Genomic DNA, 17558 nt, shown 5'->3' with positions numbered 1-17558 from the left:
ATGTCAAACGATCCGCAGAACCCCCTGACCCCGACTACGGAAGAGAGCCTGCTCGACGCCGTGGCCCAGGCTCACAAGAAATTGGAGCAGCCCGCGACCTGGCCCGGCAACGTGCCCTCTCAGGCGCAGGCCCTGGAGTTGCTGTGCGGCAGACGGACGATTGCGATGTCCCTGCCCAACGCCCGCAGGCTGCAGGACAAGCTCACCCTGCCCGAGCGCGAGGCGCTCATGGACGAGGGCCTCGCCGACTCGCTGCGCAACGCCGTCGCGGTGCGCTGGCGCCTGGCCGCGGCGCAGGATCTGCTCCTGACCGCCGGAGGACGGGTGGATCGGGTGGCGCTCGAGGCGCTGCTCTCCGAGGTGGACCAGACGCTGGAGGCGCTGCGCGCGGCGACTCCCGCCTCTCCGGACATGGGGCTGGCCATTGATCGCACCTGGGAGACGCTGACCCAGGAGGCCGTGGACTTCTCCAGCAACGTGAAGGCGGCCTCGTCGGGCCAGCAGGCCGCCGCGGCGGCCGTCCACGCGCATGCGGCGCCGAAGAAGCCCGCCGCCGCCGGCAAGGTGACGTTCCAGCCGGCCGAGCCCGAGCAGGCCAAGGCCCCGAAGAAGACGAACAAGTCCCTCTTCATCGGGCTGGGCGTGGCGGTGGCCCTGGCGGGCGCCTACCACGGCGTCAACATGAGCCAGGCTCCCCAGCCGCTGCCCCCCGCCTACACCTACGCGGGCGCGCCTCCCGACACCGTCATCATGACCAACGCGTCGGATGGCTCGCTGCTGATGCGCTCGACGCGCCTGGGCCCCCTCACGCCGGAGCAGCAGGCGTGGCTCAAGCAGCAGGAGGCCCGAGGCATGCAGATGAAGCCCCAGGGCCCGGGCAGCTACCTTCTCGTTCCCGCCCCGAAGGCTCCAGCCACCGCGGGCAACACCACTCCGTGAACCGCACGTTCCTCTCTCTGCTGTCGCCTCGAAGGAGGCATGTCATGGCGAACCGAAAGCTTCACCCTGGCCACGCTCGGCGGGGCTTCACGCTCATCGAGCTGATGATCGTCGTCTGCATCGTGGGCCTGCTGTCCACGGTGGCCCTGCCGGAGTTCCAGAACATCATGCTGCGCTCCAAGCAGGCCGAGCGGGAGATGATGATGAACTCCATCATGCGCGTGCTGAACGAGTACGTGGCCGCGCACGGTGGGCAGTTCCCGGGAGGCACGGACCCGGACCTGCCGTGGAACCCGCCGGCTGTTCCCAATGGCGCCAAGGAGCGTTTCATCATGGCGACGGGGCACTGGGAGGACCTGGGTTGGGCGCCCGACGGCATGCTCTACTACCGCTATGAGGTCCGCCGCACGGCGCCCGACGAGGTGACCATCACCGCCCAGGGGGACCTGAATGGCGACCTGAAGGTGAGCTACAAGGCCTTCGTCTACAAGCTGCAGAACGGCAGCTGGCAGAAGCTGACCGAGACCGAGTACGGCGATCGTTTCTGAGCGCCGCTCCAGGCCCTCGGACCGCCGATTGTCCACCCGAGGGCCTGTCTGGCCGCCTGAGTTGGTGAACGCGGCCCCGGAATGAGGTAGGAGCGCATCCCATGGGCGCTCAATGGAAACACAAGGGCCGCACCGAGCATGCGGCCGCGAAGGGCCGGCTCTTCACCAAGCTGGTCAAGGAACTCATCGTCGCCTCCAAGGCCGGCGGTCCGGATCCGGGCAGCAATCCCCGCCTGCGCATGGCGATGGACGCGGCGAAGAAGGCCTCGATGCCGCGCGACACGCTGGAGCGCGCCATCAAGAAGGGGGCGGGCCTGCTCGACGAGCCGGTGAACTACGAGACGGTGACGTACGAGGGCTTCGCCCCGCACCAGGTGCCGGTGATCGTCGAGTGCCTCACCGAGAACAAGACCCGCACCGCCGCCAACATCCGGCTGCTCTTCCGCAAGGGGCAGATCGCCACCAGCGGCGCGGTGTCCTGGGACTTCAACCGCCTGGGCATCATCGAGGCCACGCCGCCTGAAGCCGGCGCGGATGCCGAGACCGCGGCGATCGAGGCGGGTGCGCAGGAGCTCGAGGCCGCCGAGGAAGGCGCCACGCGCTTCCTCACCGCACCGGCGGATCTCGACACCGTGAGCCGCGCCCTGACGGGCATGGGCTGGACGGTGAGCGCGCAGAACCTGGCCTGGGTGGCGAAGAATCCGGTGGCGCTCGAGGGCGAGGCGCGCGCCGAGGTGGAGGCCTTCCTGGAGGCCATGGACGAGGACGACGACGTCCAGAACATCTACGTCGGCCTCAAGTGAGCCCCGCGCCCGTGGAGCCGAGAGAGCGGGCGCGGGCGCTGCTGTGCCGGGAGTCCCCGCCCGCCCCCATGCCGAGGACGGCCCGGGGGGAGCCCGAGCTGTTCGGGCCTCCCTCCCCCCTCCATCGGTTCCTCCCCGCCCTGCCCTCGCACCTCCAGCTCGCGCTGTCGCTGGCGGCCCGCTTCATGGAGCTGGCCAACGCGCGGCCCGGAGACGAGGGGCTGGGGGCGGTGCTGGACGAGGCCGAGCGGCAGGCGGGGGCTGGAGACCCCGAGTGGGCGAAGTACGCGCTGCGTGTCTTCATCACCCACCACCCCGAGGGCCGCCGGCTGAGCGTGCCTCCGCTGCGGGAGCGAGCGCCCCACCTGGTGGTGCCCTCGGGGCGCCCCGAGCTTCCCCGGAAGGGAAACCCCGGCACGCCCGGCGCGGAGAGCTGGCTGGACTACTTCCGCGAGGACACCGGGCTCAACGAGCACGTGGAGGCGTGGCCCGTGCTGTACCCGGCGGCGGGCCTGCCGGATCCCACGCGGCCCGGGCACCGCCTCCTGCCGGAGGGACGGGGCGTGTACTTCGCGCACGTGCGCCAGCAGCTGATGGCCCGCTACGACACGGAGCGGCTGTCGTTCGGCATGCCGCGCACGGTGCCGCTGGGGGACTACGCGTCACCCATCAACGAGGGCTATGACGCGGGGCTGCCCGGGTTCGCCCCCCGGCCGCCCGGCCTGAGCCCGAGGGGGCTGCCCGGCTACGGCGTCACCGACCAGGCCATGCGCCGCGACCGCCTCTTCACCGCGGCCTCCTCGGGGCTGCTGTGGCGGGGGGAGACGCCCGTCGTCATCGAGCGCCTGGCGCAGCTGGCCGACACGGCCGAGTCCAACCCGGGCTCCGTGGATGGCGAGGCCTGGGTGGATCCGCTCGGCCCCTACGGCTCGCACTACCACCTGGGCCACGTGCTGTTCGGCTGTCTGACGGCGCCGCGGAACGAGACGGGCCTGCCGGGAGTCCTGACGTCCCCGGCCACCGCGGCGAGGGATCCGCTCTTCTACCGCTGGCAGCGCCACGCGGACGACATCCTCGACGCCTGGCAGAGCACGCACCTGCCGCCGTCCGAGCTGGCCAACGGGCCCCAGGTGCTGGTGCGCAAGTGGCTCGGCGAGGGCATCTATCCGGCCCACCAGAGCCCGGACATCCTGCTGTGCTTCATCAAGGACATCCCCGGGGGGACGTCACCGGACTTCGACGGGCAGCGCTGGGGTGAAGCCACCTTCGGAGGCGACTACTGGACCAGCCCTCCCCCCTCCTTCCGCGCGAGCACGCACGCGCTGAACACCTTCATGGCGCAGCACCCGCTGCGCCTGGCTTACGAGCCCTTCCACTACTTCTTCCGGGTGGAGAACCTGCTGCCGCACGAGCAGAAGGTGACGGTGCGCATCTACCTGGCGGCGGATGCGTACGCCGAGGACCGGCGGATGTGGATGGAGATGGACCGGTTCGAGCACACGCTGCGGCCCTCGGAGCAGGCGGTCATCTTCCGGCCAGCGAGCCTCGCGTCCGTGGTGCACGAGCGCGGGTGGCCGGCGAACCTGCTGCTGCCGCGCGGCCGGCCCGAGGGCATGCTCTTCCGCTTCATGGTGATGATCACCCCCTGGGCGCAAGAGCCTACGGGGGAGGAACCAGAGGACATGCGCGAGCCGGGCTACCCGTTCAACCGGCCCGTGCCTCCGGGGCAGCGCATCGCGGACATGCTGATGCAGCCCCACATCGCGACGCGGAACATCTGGATCCACCACGTCACGCCCTGAGCGCGGGCGGCGGCCTCAGTAGTCGCCCTTGCGCTGCCGGTAGTGGAGGGCCTCGAGCTGCTTGAGCAGCTTCTCGCGCTCCTGGGAGAAGAGCTCGCGCGCCCGGGGCTTCTGCGCGTCGCTCAGCACCTTCTCCGCCTCCATATAGGACTGCGTGTCGTTGTCCTGCATCTGGCGCAGCGTGGACTCGGTGCGCTCCAGCCGCTCGCGCCGCACCAACCGCTCCTTGTCCGCGTCCGGAGGCCCGCTGGTGCTGGAGCCCTTTCCTCCGTGGGCGTCATGCGTCCCGCCGCCCATGTAGCCTCCATGCCAGGGACGGTTGTCCTTCTTGCTCTGGGCCTGCAGGGCCGCCAGCTCATGCTGGAGCCCGATGTTCTTCTCGTGGAGGGCGAAGTCCATCTTCTCGAACCGGTCCACCTGCTCGGCGGAGAGAGCCAGCTCGGCGCGGTGCTCGAGCAGCACCGACAGGGAGGACTTGAAGGCCGTACCCGGGGCCTCGCCCACGCGCTGGGACGAGGTGGAGCGGGCGCAGGCGGCGAGCGCGAGGGACACCCACAGCAGCAACATCTTGCGAGTCATGCGCCCCATGGTGCCATCAACCCGGGGAGGGCTCACGTCCGTCCGCACCCCGGAAGGGTGGCGGAGCGCCTGACTCCCCGGTATGGGTGGGGCCCTATGGTCCCAGAACCACGGATCCTCCGCCGGATCGAGGTGCTCGTCTTCGTGACGGTGTTCCTCGATCTGGTGGGCTTCGGCATCGTCATCCCGCTCCTGCCCTTCTACGTCCAGTCGATGGGGGGCTCGGAGCTCACGGTGGGCGTGCTGCTCGGCAGCTTCTCCTTCACGCAACTGCTGGCCACGCCCGTGCTCGGGAGGTTCTCGGACCGCTACGGCCGCCGGCCCATCATCCTGCTCAGCCTGGCGGCCAACGCGGTGGCCATGGGCCTCTTCTCCCTGGCCAGCTACCACCACCTGCTGCCGCTGCTCTTCGTCTCGCGCATCCTGGCCGGCGCCACCGCGGGCAACCTCTCGGCGTGCCAGGCCACCCTGGCGGATGTGGCCCCGCCCGAGAGCCGCGCACGGGCCATGGGCCGGCTCGGGGCGGGCATTGGCTTGGGACTCGTCCTGGGGCCCATGATCGGCGGCCAGCTCTCGCAGTGGGGTGCTTGGGTCCCCCCGTTGGCGGCGGCTGCGCTCGCCCTCGTCGGCGCGCTCGGAGTGCTCCTGGCCATGCCCGAGACCCACGCCCCGTCGGGCCGCGCCCCCGCGGCGAAGCAGCCCTCGCGGTTGAGCGTGTTCCACAGCTCGCCCCGGCAACGCGCGCTGAGCCTCATGCTGCTGCTCTACTTCTTCGTCTTCCTCTCCATGACGACGCTCCAGGTGGCCTTCGCGCTGCTCGCCCAGGAGCGCGTCGGCTGGGGCGCGGAGCAGGTGGGCAACATCTTCGGCCTGGTGGGGGGACTGGGGCTCGTCATCCAGGGCGGCCTCATCGGTCCGCTGTCCAAGGCGGTGGGCGAGGCGCGCCTGCTCATCTTCGGCACGCTGCTGCTCGCCGCCGGCATGCTGGGCGTGAGCGCCTCGGCCCAACCCCTCCCCCTGATCGGCGCCGTGGTGCTGCTCGGCACGGGGCTCGGCCTCACCCAACCGCTGCTCTCGAGCCTGGCCTCCCAGGCGGCGAATCCCGCCCTGTTGGGCCTGACGCTCGGACTGGCCCAGTCCTCGGGAGGACTCGCGCGCACCGTGGGCCCGGTGGCCAGTGGCGCGCTCTACAAAGCCCTGGGCGCCAGCGCGCCCTTCCTCGCGGGGGCACTCACCGCACTCGGGGCGGCGGGGCTCGGGGTGCTGCTGAAGCGGGAGGGACTCGGAAAGAAGCACGTCCCCGCTCCCGCGGCCCGGGACGACCGCTGAGCCCGTCCTTCCGGGAGTGGGAGCCGGCGGCCTTCAGCGGGTGCCCAGGTGGGCGCAGGCATCCGGGTCGCCGCCGTCGCACGCGCGCTTGAGGAGCTTCGTGGCCTCGGCGTCATCCTTCGCGGCACACCCGCCCGTCTTGTGGCACATGGCCGCGTTGTAGCAGCCCGACATGTCGCCGCCGTCACACCCGCGCATGAAGAGCGAATAGACGCGCGCCCCGTCCGTGCCCTCCTTCGACGCGAGGATGCCCAGCACGTTGCACGCCCGGGCGCCGCCCGCGTCGCACACCCGGGTGTACAGCCCGGTCGCGCGCGCGACGTCGCCCTTCATCTCGGCCTCCGTGGCCGCCTCCCAGCACCCCCGCACCGTACCGCCGGGACACGACTCGTCCTCGTTCGCGAGGGCGAGCTCGGACCTGGGCACCTGCCCCGCCCCACTGGCCTGCACGGGCCCACTGGCCTGCCCCGCCCCACCGACCTGCGCCTGCTTCTCGGAACACGCCACCACCGAGAGCAGCGCCAGCAACCAGACCCTTCTCATCGACTCGCCTCCTCGCGATACGCCGGACCCACGACTGTATACACCCGCCCAAACGACAACGGACCCGGCCGCGCATCGCGCAACCGGGCCCGCCACACACCTCACGTCACGGGCTGCGAATCAGTTGCAGAACCAGCCGTCCTGCACCCAGCCCTTGCGGTTGAGCTGGCCATAGGCGAAGCCATACACGTAGTCGCCGCTGCGGGACTCGGACGTGAAGGTCTCACCGTACACGAGCGTGCCGGACCAGGGGCCGTCGTTGGGGGCGGTGCGCAGGTACAGGCTCTGCGCGCAGACCGTCTGGCGCACGCCAAAACGGGCGCGAGCGTAGGGACCAATGGAGGCGGCGGCGACGCCCGCGGCGAGCAGCGCGACGGCAACGACAGCTTTGCGATTGAGGCGCATGGTCATTTCCTTGCTTGAATGAGAGGGGTTGGAGTCAGCGAGGGAGGGGCTGGATTACCAGGAGCCCCAGCCACCGAGGCACTCGTAGCGCATGTAACCCCAGTCGTTCGGGCCGTAGTCGAAGGTGGCCGCCCAGCCGTTGTAGACGGGGTGCGCGCCACGCGTGTGACCGACCTTGTCGCCGTAATACAGGGTCCGCTTGAAGCCGTAGGGGCCGCTCGAGCTGTTGTAGCCCGCGTAGAAGCTCGCGCTCTGGCAGACGTTGATGCAGTGGTCCGGGGGAACCTGCGCGTACGCGGCGGTGGACAGGACGGCGGCCGAGGCGAGCGCGGCGCCGACGACGAACTTCCGGGTGTTCAGAGCCATGACTGCTCCACGAATGGGGGGGGGAAGGAGGGGGTGTTGACGTGGAGCACTCTACACAACAAATGGCGTATTACAAATAATACTTTGAAAACCTGGAGTTACCTGGTTTCTGCAAAGACAGATAATTTCAGGTTGGCGGGGATGGTGGGGAAAGTAGAGAAAGCTCCTACCAAGCTGCCTTTGCGCTGCCGGCCTCCCGAGCGGAGCCAGACAGGAGACTGAATCAAACAGTGGACGGCACCTCGGGACCAATGGTGGCGGGCGAGGCAGGCGCCAGCTTTGCGAGCACCCTGAGGCCTGGCGCCAACGAGGAACCTGTCATGGCAACTTCCCCCTCATCGCGCGGGCGCCCCCTGCGCACGACGTCCCTGTTGCCGTGGTTGGGATGTCTCCTGCTGGCGTCGGCGCATGCACGGGGCTCGGACCCGGGAGGAGACCCTCCCCGGCCGGGGGTGCTGAGCAGCGCCCTGCCCGGTGGATTCTCCGACGAGGTCTTCATCTCGGGGCTGGAGGTGCCCACGGCTTTCGTGCCCCTGCCCGATGGCCGGTTCTTCATCACGGAGAAGGCGGGGGTGGTGCGGGTCTACGAGAACGGCGCGCTCCTGCCCACCCCCGTGCTCGACATCCGGGACCGGGTGAATGCCGCCCATGATCGCGGGTTGTTGAGCCTGGCGGTGGACCCGGAGTTCGCGGCGAACGGGTTCATCTATCTCCTCTACACCTACGATGACGATGCCTGGGACGACCTCGAGCCCAAGGTCGGACGCCTGGCGCGCTACACGGTGGTGGGCAACACCGCCTTGCCCACCAGCGAGGTCATCCTGCTCGGCACCCAGGTGGCCCCCTCCTGCAATGACCTTCCCGCGGGGACGGACTGCATTCCCTCCGACAGTCCCTCGCACAGCATCGGCCACCTCGAGTTCGCCCCGGACGGCACGCTCTTCGTCACCCTGGGGGATGGAGCGCACTTCGTCGACGTCAACGACGACGCCCTGCGAGCGCAGGACCTCGACTCGCTGGCGGGCAAGCTCCTGCGCATCACCCGCTTGGGAGAGGGCTTGCCCACCAATCCGTTCTGGACAGGAGAGGCCCGGGCCAACCGCTCGAAGGTCTTCAGCTACGGGCTCCGCAATCCCTATCGCTTCCACCTGCGCCCGGGTACGGGCCGGCCCTACCTGGGGGACGTGGGCTGGAATCAGTACGAGGAGCTCAACGTCGCCACGGCGGGGGCCAACTTCGGCTGGCCCTGCTACGAGGGTCCCGAGCCCCAGGCAGGCTACGCGCCCAAGCCCGTCTGCCAGGCGCTCTATGCCCGGGGCCCCTCCGCGGTGAAGCAGCCCCTCTACTTCTGGAGCCACGACAACGGGAGCGCGTGCTCCACCGCCGGGTTCTTCTATACCGGCCAGGACTACCCCTCCTCCTACTGGGGAACCTACTTCTTCGGGGACTACGCCCAGAACTGGTTGCGCACGCTGCGCGTCGACGAGGACGACCACCTGATTCCTGACAGCGTGACGCTCTTCGATTCCGAGACCCATGGTCCGGCCGCCATCGGGCCCGGACCCGGCGGAGACCTCTACTACGTGGCCATCGCCGACGGGCAGGTGCGCCGCGTCCGCTACACGGTGGGGAACACGCCTCCCACGGCGGCGGCTTCGGCGGCTCCGGACAATGGGTATGCACCGCTGCTCGTGCGGTTCTCGAGCGCGGGCAGCGGAGATCCGGATGGAGATCTGCTCGACTACAGTTGGGACTTCGGTGATGGCACGGGCTCGAGCCTGGCCCACCCGGAGCACACGTATACCGCCAACGGCGACTACACCGCCCGGCTGACCGTGAGCGACAGGCGTGGCGGCAGCCGCTCGGCGAGCGTGACCGTCGTCGTGGGCGACACGAGCCCGAGCGTGACCATCACCTCTCCCGCGCAGGGCTCCTCGTTCAAGGTGGGGGATGTCATCACCTACTCGGGTGAGGCACTCGATGCGGAGGAGGGATGGATTCCCGCGGACAAGCTGTCCTGGACGCTCACGCTGCACCACTGCACCCAGGGCACGTGCCATCCCCACCCGTACACCTCACATCCAGGCGCCAGTGGGAGCCTCCTCATCCCGGACCACGGAGACGAGTTCTCCTTCGAGCTCACGCTGTCGGCATCGGACTCGAGAGGCCTGACGGGCACGCGCACGGTGAGCATCCATCCGCGGACGGTGCAGCTGACACTGGGGACCGCCCCCTCCGGCCTGCAGGTGGTCCTCAACGGGCAGAGCGGGACGGCCCCGCTGACGCGCACGGTCGTCGCTGGCTCGCGCAATACCGTGAGCGCGCCCTCGCCGCAGGAGCCCTATCTCTTCCAGGGCTGGTCGGACGGTGGGGCCGCGGAGCACCAGGTCGAGGCCGGAGAGACGAGCGCCACGTACACGGCCACGTTCGCCCAGCCCGTACCGGCCGGGTGCCCGGACGGGCAGTTCCGGGCGGAGTACTTCAACAACACCTGGCTCGGCGGCGAGCCCGTGATGGTGCGATGCGAGCCAGCCCCCATCTCTCATGACTGGGGTGAAGGCAGCCCCGCGCTCGAAGTCGCGGCGGACCAGTTCTCGGTGCGCTGGACGGGCTGGTTCCCGCTCAACTATGGGACGTATCGCTTCACCGCCCGGGCGGATGATGGGGTCCGCGTGTATGTGAACGGCACCCGCGTCATCAATGCCTGGTGGGACCAGGGGCCCACGACGTACAGCGGGCTCATCTTCCTTCCCAAGGGACGGCACCGCGTGGTGATGGAGTACTACGAGAATGGGGGCGGCGCGGTGTCCCAGCTCAGCTGGCGTAGGCTATGAGCGGAGGGTCGAACATGACCATTGAAGATTGCTTGCCCGCGGACCTCAGGGCACCCACCACCACCATCACCCGGATCGCCGCGGGGATGTCGGGCGCTGGCGTCTACCGGGTCGAGGCCGCCGGCCAGCCGTTCGTGCTCAAGATCGCAGGCGAGGCCGAGAACGACGCCGACTGGCGCCGCGCGCTCCACATCCAGCGGCTCGCCGCCGACGCGGGCCTCGCGCCTCGCATCGTCCACGTCGACGAGGCGCGGCGCGCCGTCCTGACCTCCTTCGTCGCCGACCGTTCGTTCATGGCCTTCTACCGGGACCCGCGCACCCACGAAGCCGCGCTCACCCAGCTCGGCCGTACCGTGCGCCGCATCCACGCGCTCCCCGTCCCCGCCGGCGCGCACACGCGAGATCCCCGCGAGGTCCTCGCCCAGGTCTGGAACGGTTTCCTGGCCGGCTTCGCCCTCCCGGACTTCGCCCGCGACGCCGTCCAGCGCGTGCTCGCCGAGGAGCCACCGGCCAGCGACCGCGCCCGGTTGCTCGGCCACAACGACCTCAACCCCACCAACCTCATCTACGACGGCGAGACCATCCTGATCCTCGACTGGGCCACCGCCGGGGTGATGGACCCCTTCTACGATCTCGCGGTGCTCTGCGTCTTCATGCGCATGGACGAGGGCACCTGCGTGCGCCTGCTCTCGGCCTACGACGGCAGCCCGTTCGACAGGCTCCCCCACCGCTTCCAGTACAACCGCCGGCTGGCGGCGGCGCTCGCCGGCTCGTTCCAGCTGCACCTCGCCCGCCAGATGAAGCACGCGGGGGCCACCGGCGCGGAGACGCTCGACTCCACGCCCTCGCTCGGCGAGTTCTATCAGCGGATGATGGCCGGCACGCTGAAGATCGGCACGGCGGACGGCCAGTGGTGGTTCGGTCTCGCCCTGCTGAAGGAGAGCCTCGCGCTGTGACCATGTCCGGCGCGCCGGCCAATGAACTCTTGATGAAGAACCTGAACCGGACCCTGGAATTTCCCACGGCGCGGCGTGCTCCGGAGAGCGGCTACACGCTGCACGGCAGGCGGGTTGACGATCCATACGCCTGGCTGGAGCGGCTCGACGCCGCGGAGACCCAGGCGTGGATCGCGGCGCAGGAAGCCGTCACGCACGCGGTGCTGCGCGCGGTGCCGGGACGCGATGCGCTGCGGGCAGTGGTCGCCCGCTCCGCGCGCCATGCTCGGCTCTCTCCGCCGATTCCCGCCGGGCCGCACGGCCGCGAGTTTCTCTGGCAGGCGGACGCCAGCGACGACAAGCTCAAGCTCATGCTCCGGCGCGGTAAGGGCGCGCCGCTCGAGACGGTGCTCGACCCCAACACCTGGGCGGACAACGAGGCCCTGGTCTTCGCCGTGCCGTCCCCCGACGGTGCGCGGGTCGCGTTCGGGAAGGCCGCTGGCAGCACCCACGAGGCGGTGATCCACGTGCTCGACGTCGAGACGGGGCGGCTGCTTCCCGACCGGCCCCGCGGGACGAGCCACGCGTCCGTGGCGTGGCGGCCCGACTCTTCAGGGTTTTTCTATGCGGCGTGTCCCGAACCGGGCGAGGTGCCCGCGGGCGACGAGGCGCACTGGAACGCCATCTACGAGCACCGGCTCGGGTCGGGCGCGCCGGCCCGCCGGATCTTCGGCGACGACCAGGTGAAGGAGTACTGGTGCTCCGTCAAGCTGAGCGAGTGCCGCCGCTTCGCCGTGCTCTCCAAGTGGGACTACGTGCACGCCAACGCCGTCTACCTCCTGCGCCTCGCCGATGACGCGCTCATCGCGGTGGCGCCTGTCATGCGCTCCCTCAACCATGTGCAGGTGCTCGGCGACTCGCTGCTCGTCCAGACCGACCTCGACGCGCCGCGCGGCCGACTCTGTGTCGCGCCGCTGTCGGCGCCGACGGAGTGGCGGACGCTCATCCCCGAAGGCCCGGACACGCTGCAGACGGTCGCCGGTGTCGGAGGCCGGCTCTACGCCGTCTACTCGCATGCGGCGTCGCATCGCGTGCGCATCCACGCCGAGGACGGCACCTGGCTCCGCGACCTCGCGCTGCCAGCCCTCGGCTCGGTGAATCGCAACGAGGGGGAAGGCATCGTCAGCGGCATCAGCGGCTCCTGGAGCGGCGACGAGGTGTGGGTCCACTTCATGTCGTATGTGCAGGCCCCCTCGGTCTACCGGTATGACTACGCGGCGGACCGCCTGTCGCCGTACCACATCCCCGACGTCGGGCTCGACGCGTCCGAGTACGTGACGGACCAGGTCTGGTACGAGTCGCTCGACGGCACACGGGTGTCGATGTTCATCATCCACCGCAAGGACCTGCCTCGCGACGGGCGCCAGCCGGTGCGGCTGAGCGGCTACGGAGGCTTCAACATCTCGGTGGAGCCGCGCTTCACGGCGCTCCATGCGGCCTGGCTGAAGCTGGGCGGCGTGCTCGCCTTCGCCAACGTGCGGGGGGGCGGCGAATACGGCCGTGCCTGGCACGAGGCGGCATGCAAGACGCGGCGGCAGAACGCCTTCGACGACTTCATCGCGGCGGCGCGGTGGCTCGTCTCGGCGGGCTACACGACGCCCTCCAGGCTGGCCTCGCGCGGCAACAGCAACGGCGGGCTGCTCGTCGCTGTCACCGCCATGCAAGCGCCCGAGGCCTTCGGAGCCGTCTACTGCCGCGCGCCCACCCTCGACATGCTGCGGTTTCCGAAGTTCGGATTCCTGAGCTCGGCGACCGTCGAGTACGGCTCGCCCGAAGATCCCGTCGAGGGCGCGTATCTCGCCGGGTACTCGCCCTATCACAACGTCCGAGCCGATCGCCGCTACCCCGTGATGACCTTCGTGACGGCGTTGAACGACCGGACCGCGCCACCGCACGATCCGCTCAAGATGGTCGCCAGGCTCCAGGCCGAGGGCACCCAAGGAGGACCCTATTTCCTGCTGCCGCTCCGGGACTCGGGACACGGCGGCGGCACCACGCTGACGGCGCTCGTCGAACAAGACGTCGACGAGCTGAGCTTCTACTGCTGGGCGCTCGACGTCGCACCGCCCACCCCGGGCGAGGCCTAGCGTGGCGGACTCCCGCCCGCACCATGCGTCCAGTCCGTACACGTCGTCTAAGACAGACATGGGGCATTTGGCCCCGGGAACACCTCGGCGCGGAGCACGCCAGGAGGCAAATTGCCCCAAAGAGAAATGCGTATCGGTCCACCTGATCAGACATGACCTGGATGTCTTGCTGCGAACCGGAATCGCATGGTAATCAGCGTTTCCACGTTCTCTTCCGACAGGGGCTCCCCAATGGCAGCCTTCTCCGGCGTCAGCACAAGGACCGCGTGGCCCTTTCTCGGCCACACCTGCACGACAGCGTGAAGTAACGGATGTTCTCTCGCGGTAGACGACGTCGTTCTCCAGCATCCGATCCGAAGAACCGTCAGTTCCGCCGTCCGGCGGAGCAGGCGGTCCACCACCCCCCGAGACCCCCATGAGACAACCCGGAAAGCTCCTCGCCCTCGCCGTCGCGCTCACCTCGCTCACCGCCCTCGCGGGCGGCTCGTCCGGCTCCCTTTCGTCGTACGGCCTGCCGAACTCCTCCCTGCAGCCGAACGACATCGCGGTCGCTCCCGACGGCAACGTGTGGTTCACGGAGTCATCGGACACCTGGGGGCGGATCGGACGTCTCGACACCCAGGGGAAGCTCACCGAGTTCACCACTCCGGAGTACCCGGACCAGCTCGCCGTGGGCTCGGACGGCAACATCTGGTTCACGATGCCCGCGCAGCCCTCGACCATCGGGCGCATCACGCCGGCGGGCGTGATCACCGTGTTCACGCCCCCGAACGATGGGGGCTATCACAGCTTTCCGGCGGACATCACGAGCGGCCCCGATGGGAACCTCTGGTTCACCATGGGATCCAAGATCTTCAAGCTGACGACGTCGGGCGTGTTCACCGAGTACGCGGTCACGAGCAGCATCTACCCGGACAACCTGGGCATCACGGCCGGACCGGACGGCGCGCTCTGGTTCGCGGAACACCAGGGCAACAAGATTGGCCGCATCGACGTGAACGGGAACATCACGGAGTTCGGGCCAGTGGACCAGCCACACACCATCGGTGCTGGCCCCGATGGCAACGTCTGGTTCGCCATGCCGGCCAGCAGCACGATCGGGCGCATCACGCCCACGGGGACCATCACGCTCTTCCCCCTCGCCAACTCGCCGCAGCCGTGGAATCCCGTGGCCGGCCCGGACGGCAACATCTGGTTCACCGAGTACTACGGGACCAAGCAGCTCGCGAAGATAACGCCGAACGGGGTGGTCACCGAGGTGCAGACAGTGCTCGGCGCCTGGGGGCTCGCCCGCGGCGTGGGAAACACCTTGTGGATCACGCAGCCGACCGAGCACAAGATCTCGAAGTTCACGCTGGCGCAGTAGCCTCCTCGCGCCACGCGCCGAGTAAGCGGTGTGTCAGCGCCGGTCCAGGTGCACGGCGAGCACCGGTGCGGTGGTGACGGTGCGCACCTCGGGGAGGCGGGCCACGCGCTCGCGCAGCGTGTTCAGGGCCGCCATGTCGGGGACACGCGCGCGGATGAGCATGTCGAGCTCGCCGGCGAGCGACTCGATGCTGAGCACCTCCGGCAGCTCGCGCACCAGGGGGGCCACGCGCGGGCACGCCGGCCCCTCCAGCCGCACGAAGAGGTAGGTTTCCACTCCGGCCGGAGGCCCTCCACGGCCCCGCCGGATGGTGTAGCCCTGGATGATGCCGTCGCGCTCGAGCCGGGCCACCCGCTCCTGGACGGCCGAGCGCGACAGGCCCACCTTCGCCGCCAGCTTGGTGGCGGACTCCCGCCCGTTGGCCTCCAGCAGGGCGAGGATCCGCCCGTCCAACTCGTCCAGCGCCATACCCGTCGTTCTCCTCTTGCGAGCCCATCCCCAGTGCCCACCGGCATTCCGCCGGTATACCGGCACTCCGCCACCTGTCGACCGGCGGCCGTCCTCCCTAGGGTGCCGCGTCACCACCTACGGGAGCAAGCACATGGAACTCCACGACCGCGCAGCGCTCATCTCCATCGACGTGCAGCAGGGCTTCGACGACCCCTCCTGGGGCCCGCGCAACAACCCCCGCATGGAGGCGAACGCGCTCCAGTTGCTCGCGGCCTGGCGGCGCTCCGGGCGGCCACTCGTCATCGTGCGCAATGACAGCCCCTCCCCCACCTCGCTGCTGCGCCCCGGGCAGCCGGGCAACGCCCTCAAGCCGGGCTTCGAGCCACGGGCTGGCGAGCCGCTGATCGTCAAGAGCGTGAACAGCGCCTTCATCGGCACCGACCTGGAGGCGCGCCTGCGTGCGGCCGGGGTGAGTCAGGTCGTCCTCTTCGGCATCGCCACGGACATGTGCGTCTCCACCACCGCGCGCATGGCGGCCAACCTCGGCTTCGACCTCGTGGTGGTGGGGGATGCCTGCCACACCTGGGCGCAGCGGGCACCCGATGGCACCCTGCTCGACGCGGACACCATGCACCGCGCGCACCTCGCCACCCTGGCGACCGAGTTCGGCCGCGTGGTGGACACCGCGGACGTGCTGCAGGGGCTCGCGGCCCGGGCGGCCTGAGACGGAGCGGCTCAGCGCCTCGCCCCGGTGCCCTTGCGCACCCGGCCGGCGTCGGCGCCTCCCGCGTCGAACATGCCGGGCAGATCCTGGCGCTTGAACTCGCGCACGACGTAGTCCACGAACACGCGGGTCTTCGCGGGGAGCTGCCGGTGCCCGGCGTAGTAGAGCGAAATCGGACCGATGTCGGCGTACCAGTCCGGCAGGAGCCGCACCAGCGTTCCACTGCGCAGGTGCGGCAGCGCGTTCATCGTCGCGACGAAGGCGATGCCCAGGCCCATCAGGGCGCAGTGACAGACGGCCTCGGGGTCATTGAGAATCATGCGCGGCCGCATCTCGACGGCGACCTGCTCGCCCGAGCGGTTGCGCAGCGGCCAGGAGCGGATGCGCCCCGTCAGCGGAGAGCGCAACAGGATGCCCTCGTGGCGCTGAAGCTCGGAGGGATCCCTGGGCGGTGTGATGCGCGCCACGTAGGAGGGCGAGGCCACCGCGATCACGTGCGCCCGGGCCAGCTCCCGCGCGGCCAGCCCCGAGGGGAGGTCGAAGCCGCCGCCAATCGCCGCGTCGAAGCCCTCGTTGATGAGGTCCACCGGCCGGTTGTCGAGGTGCCAGTCCGGTACGATGCCGGGATAGCGCGCGAGGAAGTCCTGGAGCAGCGGCACGAGGTAACCGCTCCCGAAAGCGGGAGCCATGCTGACCTTCAACACCCCCGCCGGTTGCTCCGCGGCCAGTGACACGTTGGCGATGGCCGTCTGGAGCGTGTCGAGTCCGCCGCTGACGTCGCGCAGGAAGCGCTCCCCCGGCTCGGTCAGCGTCAGCCCCCGCGTGCTGCGCTGGAACAGGCGCACGCCCAGCCGGGCCTCGAGCCGCGCGACATTCTGACTGACGGCCGCGGGGGTCAGCCCCAGCCGGCGCGCGGCCGCGGAGAAGCTCGAGGACTGTGCGCTGCGCACGAACGACTCCAGGGTGATGAGGGTCTCCATGCCTTAAACATCCTGTTTAAAGTGATTCAGCGGATTCCCCTCTACTGCAAGAGGGGCCGCGCGGCCATTCTCATCTCCATCAGCCACCGGGCACGGACCGCTGCGTCCGTCCCATTTCCCGCTGTCCCTGGAGACCGACATGACCGCCCCCCACAACCCGAAAGCCGGCCTCGATGCGCTGCTCACGCCCGACAACTGCGTGCTGCTCCTCATCGACCACCAGCCCTTCCAGTTCGCCGGCCTGCGCAGCCACGACACCCAGACCATCATCAACAACGTCGTGGGGCTGGCCAGGTCCGCGAAGCTGTTCAACGTCCCCACGCTGCTGACCACGGTGGTGGAGGAGCGCGGCGGCTACCTCCTCAAGCAGCTGCAGGACGTCTTCCCCGAGCAGAAGCCCATCAACCGCACGTTCATCAACACGTGGGAGGACACCCGCGTCGTCGAGTGGGTGAAGAAGACCGGCAGGAAGAAGATCGTCATGGCCGCGCTGTGGTCGGAGATCTGCCTCGCGATGCCGGTGATTCACGCGCTCGGCGAGGGCTACGAGGTCTACATCGTCACCGACGCCTCCGGCGGCGTCACCGTCGAAGCGCACGAGATGGCGATCCAGCGGATGATCCAGGCCGGCGCCGTGCCGCTCACCTGGACGGTCTTCGCCTCCGAGCTCCAGCGCGACTGGGCCCGGACGGACACCGTGCCCGGCCTCGCCACGCTGCTCGTCGACCACATGGGCGTCGTCGGCACCAGCTTCACGTGGGAGCAGCAGTTGCTCTCCACGCCCCACTCGAAGTGAAGGCGCACCTGG

Annotated in this window: 17 protein-coding genes; 11 read left to right on the top strand and 6 right to left on the bottom strand. The window is 69.6% G+C overall.

Annotation, left to right across the window (positions count from 1 at the left end; genetic code table 11):
* Positions 1 to 60: 60 nt before the first annotated feature.
* From NR798_RS21510 to NR798_RS21495, 4 genes are all read left to right on the top strand, one after another.
* Positions 61 to 939, top strand: coding sequence for a hypothetical protein (locus NR798_RS21510; RefSeq protein WP_375773361.1), 879 nt, complete (start codon positions 61 to 63; stop codon positions 937 to 939).
* A 44-nt stretch (positions 940 to 983) separates the two neighbouring features.
* A complete protein-coding gene (locus tag NR798_RS21505) occupies positions 984 to 1487 on the top strand; it encodes a type IV pilin protein (RefSeq protein ID WP_375773360.1) in 504 nt (167 codons plus the stop codon).
* 101 nt (positions 1488 to 1588) lie between these two features.
* The gene (locus tag NR798_RS21500) at positions 1589 to 2290 is read left to right on the top strand and encodes a YebC/PmpR family DNA-binding transcriptional regulator (RefSeq protein WP_375773359.1); all 702 of its coding nucleotides are present in this window, start codon (positions 1589 to 1591) and stop codon (positions 2288 to 2290) included.
* Positions 2291 to 2358: 68 nt separating this feature from the next.
* Positions 2359 to 4092, top strand: coding sequence for a hypothetical protein (locus NR798_RS21495; protein ID WP_375773358.1), 1734 nt, complete (start codon positions 2359 to 2361; stop codon positions 4090 to 4092).
* Between the two features lie 15 nt (positions 4093 to 4107).
* On the opposite strand, the gene NR798_RS21490 is transcribed toward NR798_RS21495, so the two are convergent.
* Entirely contained in the window at positions 4108 to 4671 is a 564-nt protein-coding gene (locus NR798_RS21490) for a hypothetical protein (protein WP_375773357.1), read from the bottom strand.
* Positions 4672 to 4767: 96 nt separating this feature from the next.
* Here NR798_RS21490 and NR798_RS21485 point away from each other — a divergent pair, with 96 nt between their 5' ends.
* Positions 4768 to 6000: an MFS transporter gene (locus NR798_RS21485; RefSeq protein WP_375773356.1), complete on the top strand. Its 1233-nt coding sequence runs from the start codon at positions 4768 to 4770 to the stop codon at positions 5998 to 6000.
* Between the two features lie 33 nt (positions 6001 to 6033).
* On the opposite strand, the gene NR798_RS21480 is transcribed toward NR798_RS21485, so the two are convergent.
* From NR798_RS21480 to NR798_RS21470, 3 genes are all read right to left on the bottom strand, one after another.
* The gene (locus NR798_RS21480; RefSeq protein ID WP_375773355.1) at positions 6034 to 6543 is read right to left on the bottom strand and encodes a tetratricopeptide repeat protein; all 510 of its coding nucleotides are present in this window, start codon (positions 6541 to 6543) and stop codon (positions 6034 to 6036) included.
* Between the two features lie 120 nt (positions 6544 to 6663).
* A complete protein-coding gene (locus NR798_RS21475) occupies positions 6664 to 6948 on the bottom strand; it encodes a hypothetical protein (protein ID WP_375773354.1) in 285 nt (94 codons plus the stop codon).
* Positions 6949 to 7002: 54 nt separating this feature from the next.
* Positions 7003 to 7314 carry a hypothetical protein gene (locus tag NR798_RS21470; protein ID WP_375773353.1) on the bottom strand — a complete coding sequence of 104 codons (312 nt, stop codon included), beginning with the start codon at positions 7312 to 7314 and terminating at the stop codon, positions 7003 to 7005.
* 320 nt (positions 7315 to 7634) lie between these two features.
* On the opposite strand from NR798_RS21470, the gene NR798_RS21465 reads away from it, so the two are divergent.
* The 4 genes from NR798_RS21465 to NR798_RS21450 all read left to right on the top strand — a co-directional run bounded on the left by NR798_RS21465 (position 7635) and on the right by NR798_RS21450 (position 14596).
* Complete coding sequence (locus NR798_RS21465; RefSeq protein ID WP_375773352.1) at positions 7635 to 10148, top strand: PQQ-dependent sugar dehydrogenase; 2514 nt, start codon at positions 7635 to 7637, stop codon at positions 10146 to 10148.
* Between the two features lie 14 nt (positions 10149 to 10162).
* Positions 10163 to 11104, top strand: a complete 942-nt coding sequence (locus NR798_RS21460; RefSeq protein ID WP_375773351.1) for a phosphotransferase — start codon at positions 10163 to 10165, stop codon at positions 11102 to 11104.
* Positions 11105 to 11136: 32 nt separating this feature from the next.
* Complete coding sequence (locus NR798_RS21455; RefSeq protein ID WP_375773350.1) at positions 11137 to 13230, top strand: prolyl oligopeptidase family protein; 2094 nt, start codon at positions 11137 to 11139, stop codon at positions 13228 to 13230.
* A 415-nt stretch (positions 13231 to 13645) separates the two neighbouring features.
* Entirely contained in the window at positions 13646 to 14596 is a 951-nt protein-coding gene (locus tag NR798_RS21450) for a Virginiamycin B lyase (protein WP_375773349.1), read from the top strand.
* Between the two features lie 33 nt (positions 14597 to 14629).
* On the opposite strand, the gene NR798_RS21445 is transcribed toward NR798_RS21450, so the two are convergent.
* A complete protein-coding gene (locus NR798_RS21445) occupies positions 14630 to 15064 on the bottom strand; it encodes an Lrp/AsnC family transcriptional regulator (RefSeq protein ID WP_375773348.1) in 435 nt (144 codons plus the stop codon).
* A 133-nt stretch (positions 15065 to 15197) separates the two neighbouring features.
* Between NR798_RS21445 and NR798_RS21440 the strand changes: the two genes are divergently transcribed.
* Positions 15198 to 15770, top strand: coding sequence for a cysteine hydrolase family protein (locus NR798_RS21440; RefSeq protein ID WP_375773347.1), 573 nt, complete (start codon positions 15198 to 15200; stop codon positions 15768 to 15770).
* An 11-nt stretch (positions 15771 to 15781) separates the two neighbouring features.
* On the opposite strand, the gene NR798_RS21435 is transcribed toward NR798_RS21440, so the two are convergent.
* Entirely contained in the window at positions 15782 to 16750 is a 969-nt protein-coding gene (locus NR798_RS21435; RefSeq protein WP_375773346.1) for a LysR family transcriptional regulator, read from the bottom strand.
* 139 nt (positions 16751 to 16889) lie between these two features.
* Here NR798_RS21435 and NR798_RS21430 point away from each other — a divergent pair, with 139 nt between their 5' ends.
* Positions 16890 to 17546, top strand: a complete 657-nt coding sequence (locus NR798_RS21430) for a hydrolase (RefSeq protein WP_375773345.1) — start codon at positions 16890 to 16892, stop codon at positions 17544 to 17546.
* Positions 17547 to 17558: the final 12 nt, after the last annotated feature.

Source organism: Archangium gephyra (genome assembly GCF_042230915.1).
Taxonomy (GTDB): domain Bacteria; phylum Myxococcota; class Myxococcia; order Myxococcales; family Myxococcaceae; genus Archangium; species Archangium gephyra_B.
This window is presented reverse-complemented; position numbering and strand designations above follow the sequence as displayed.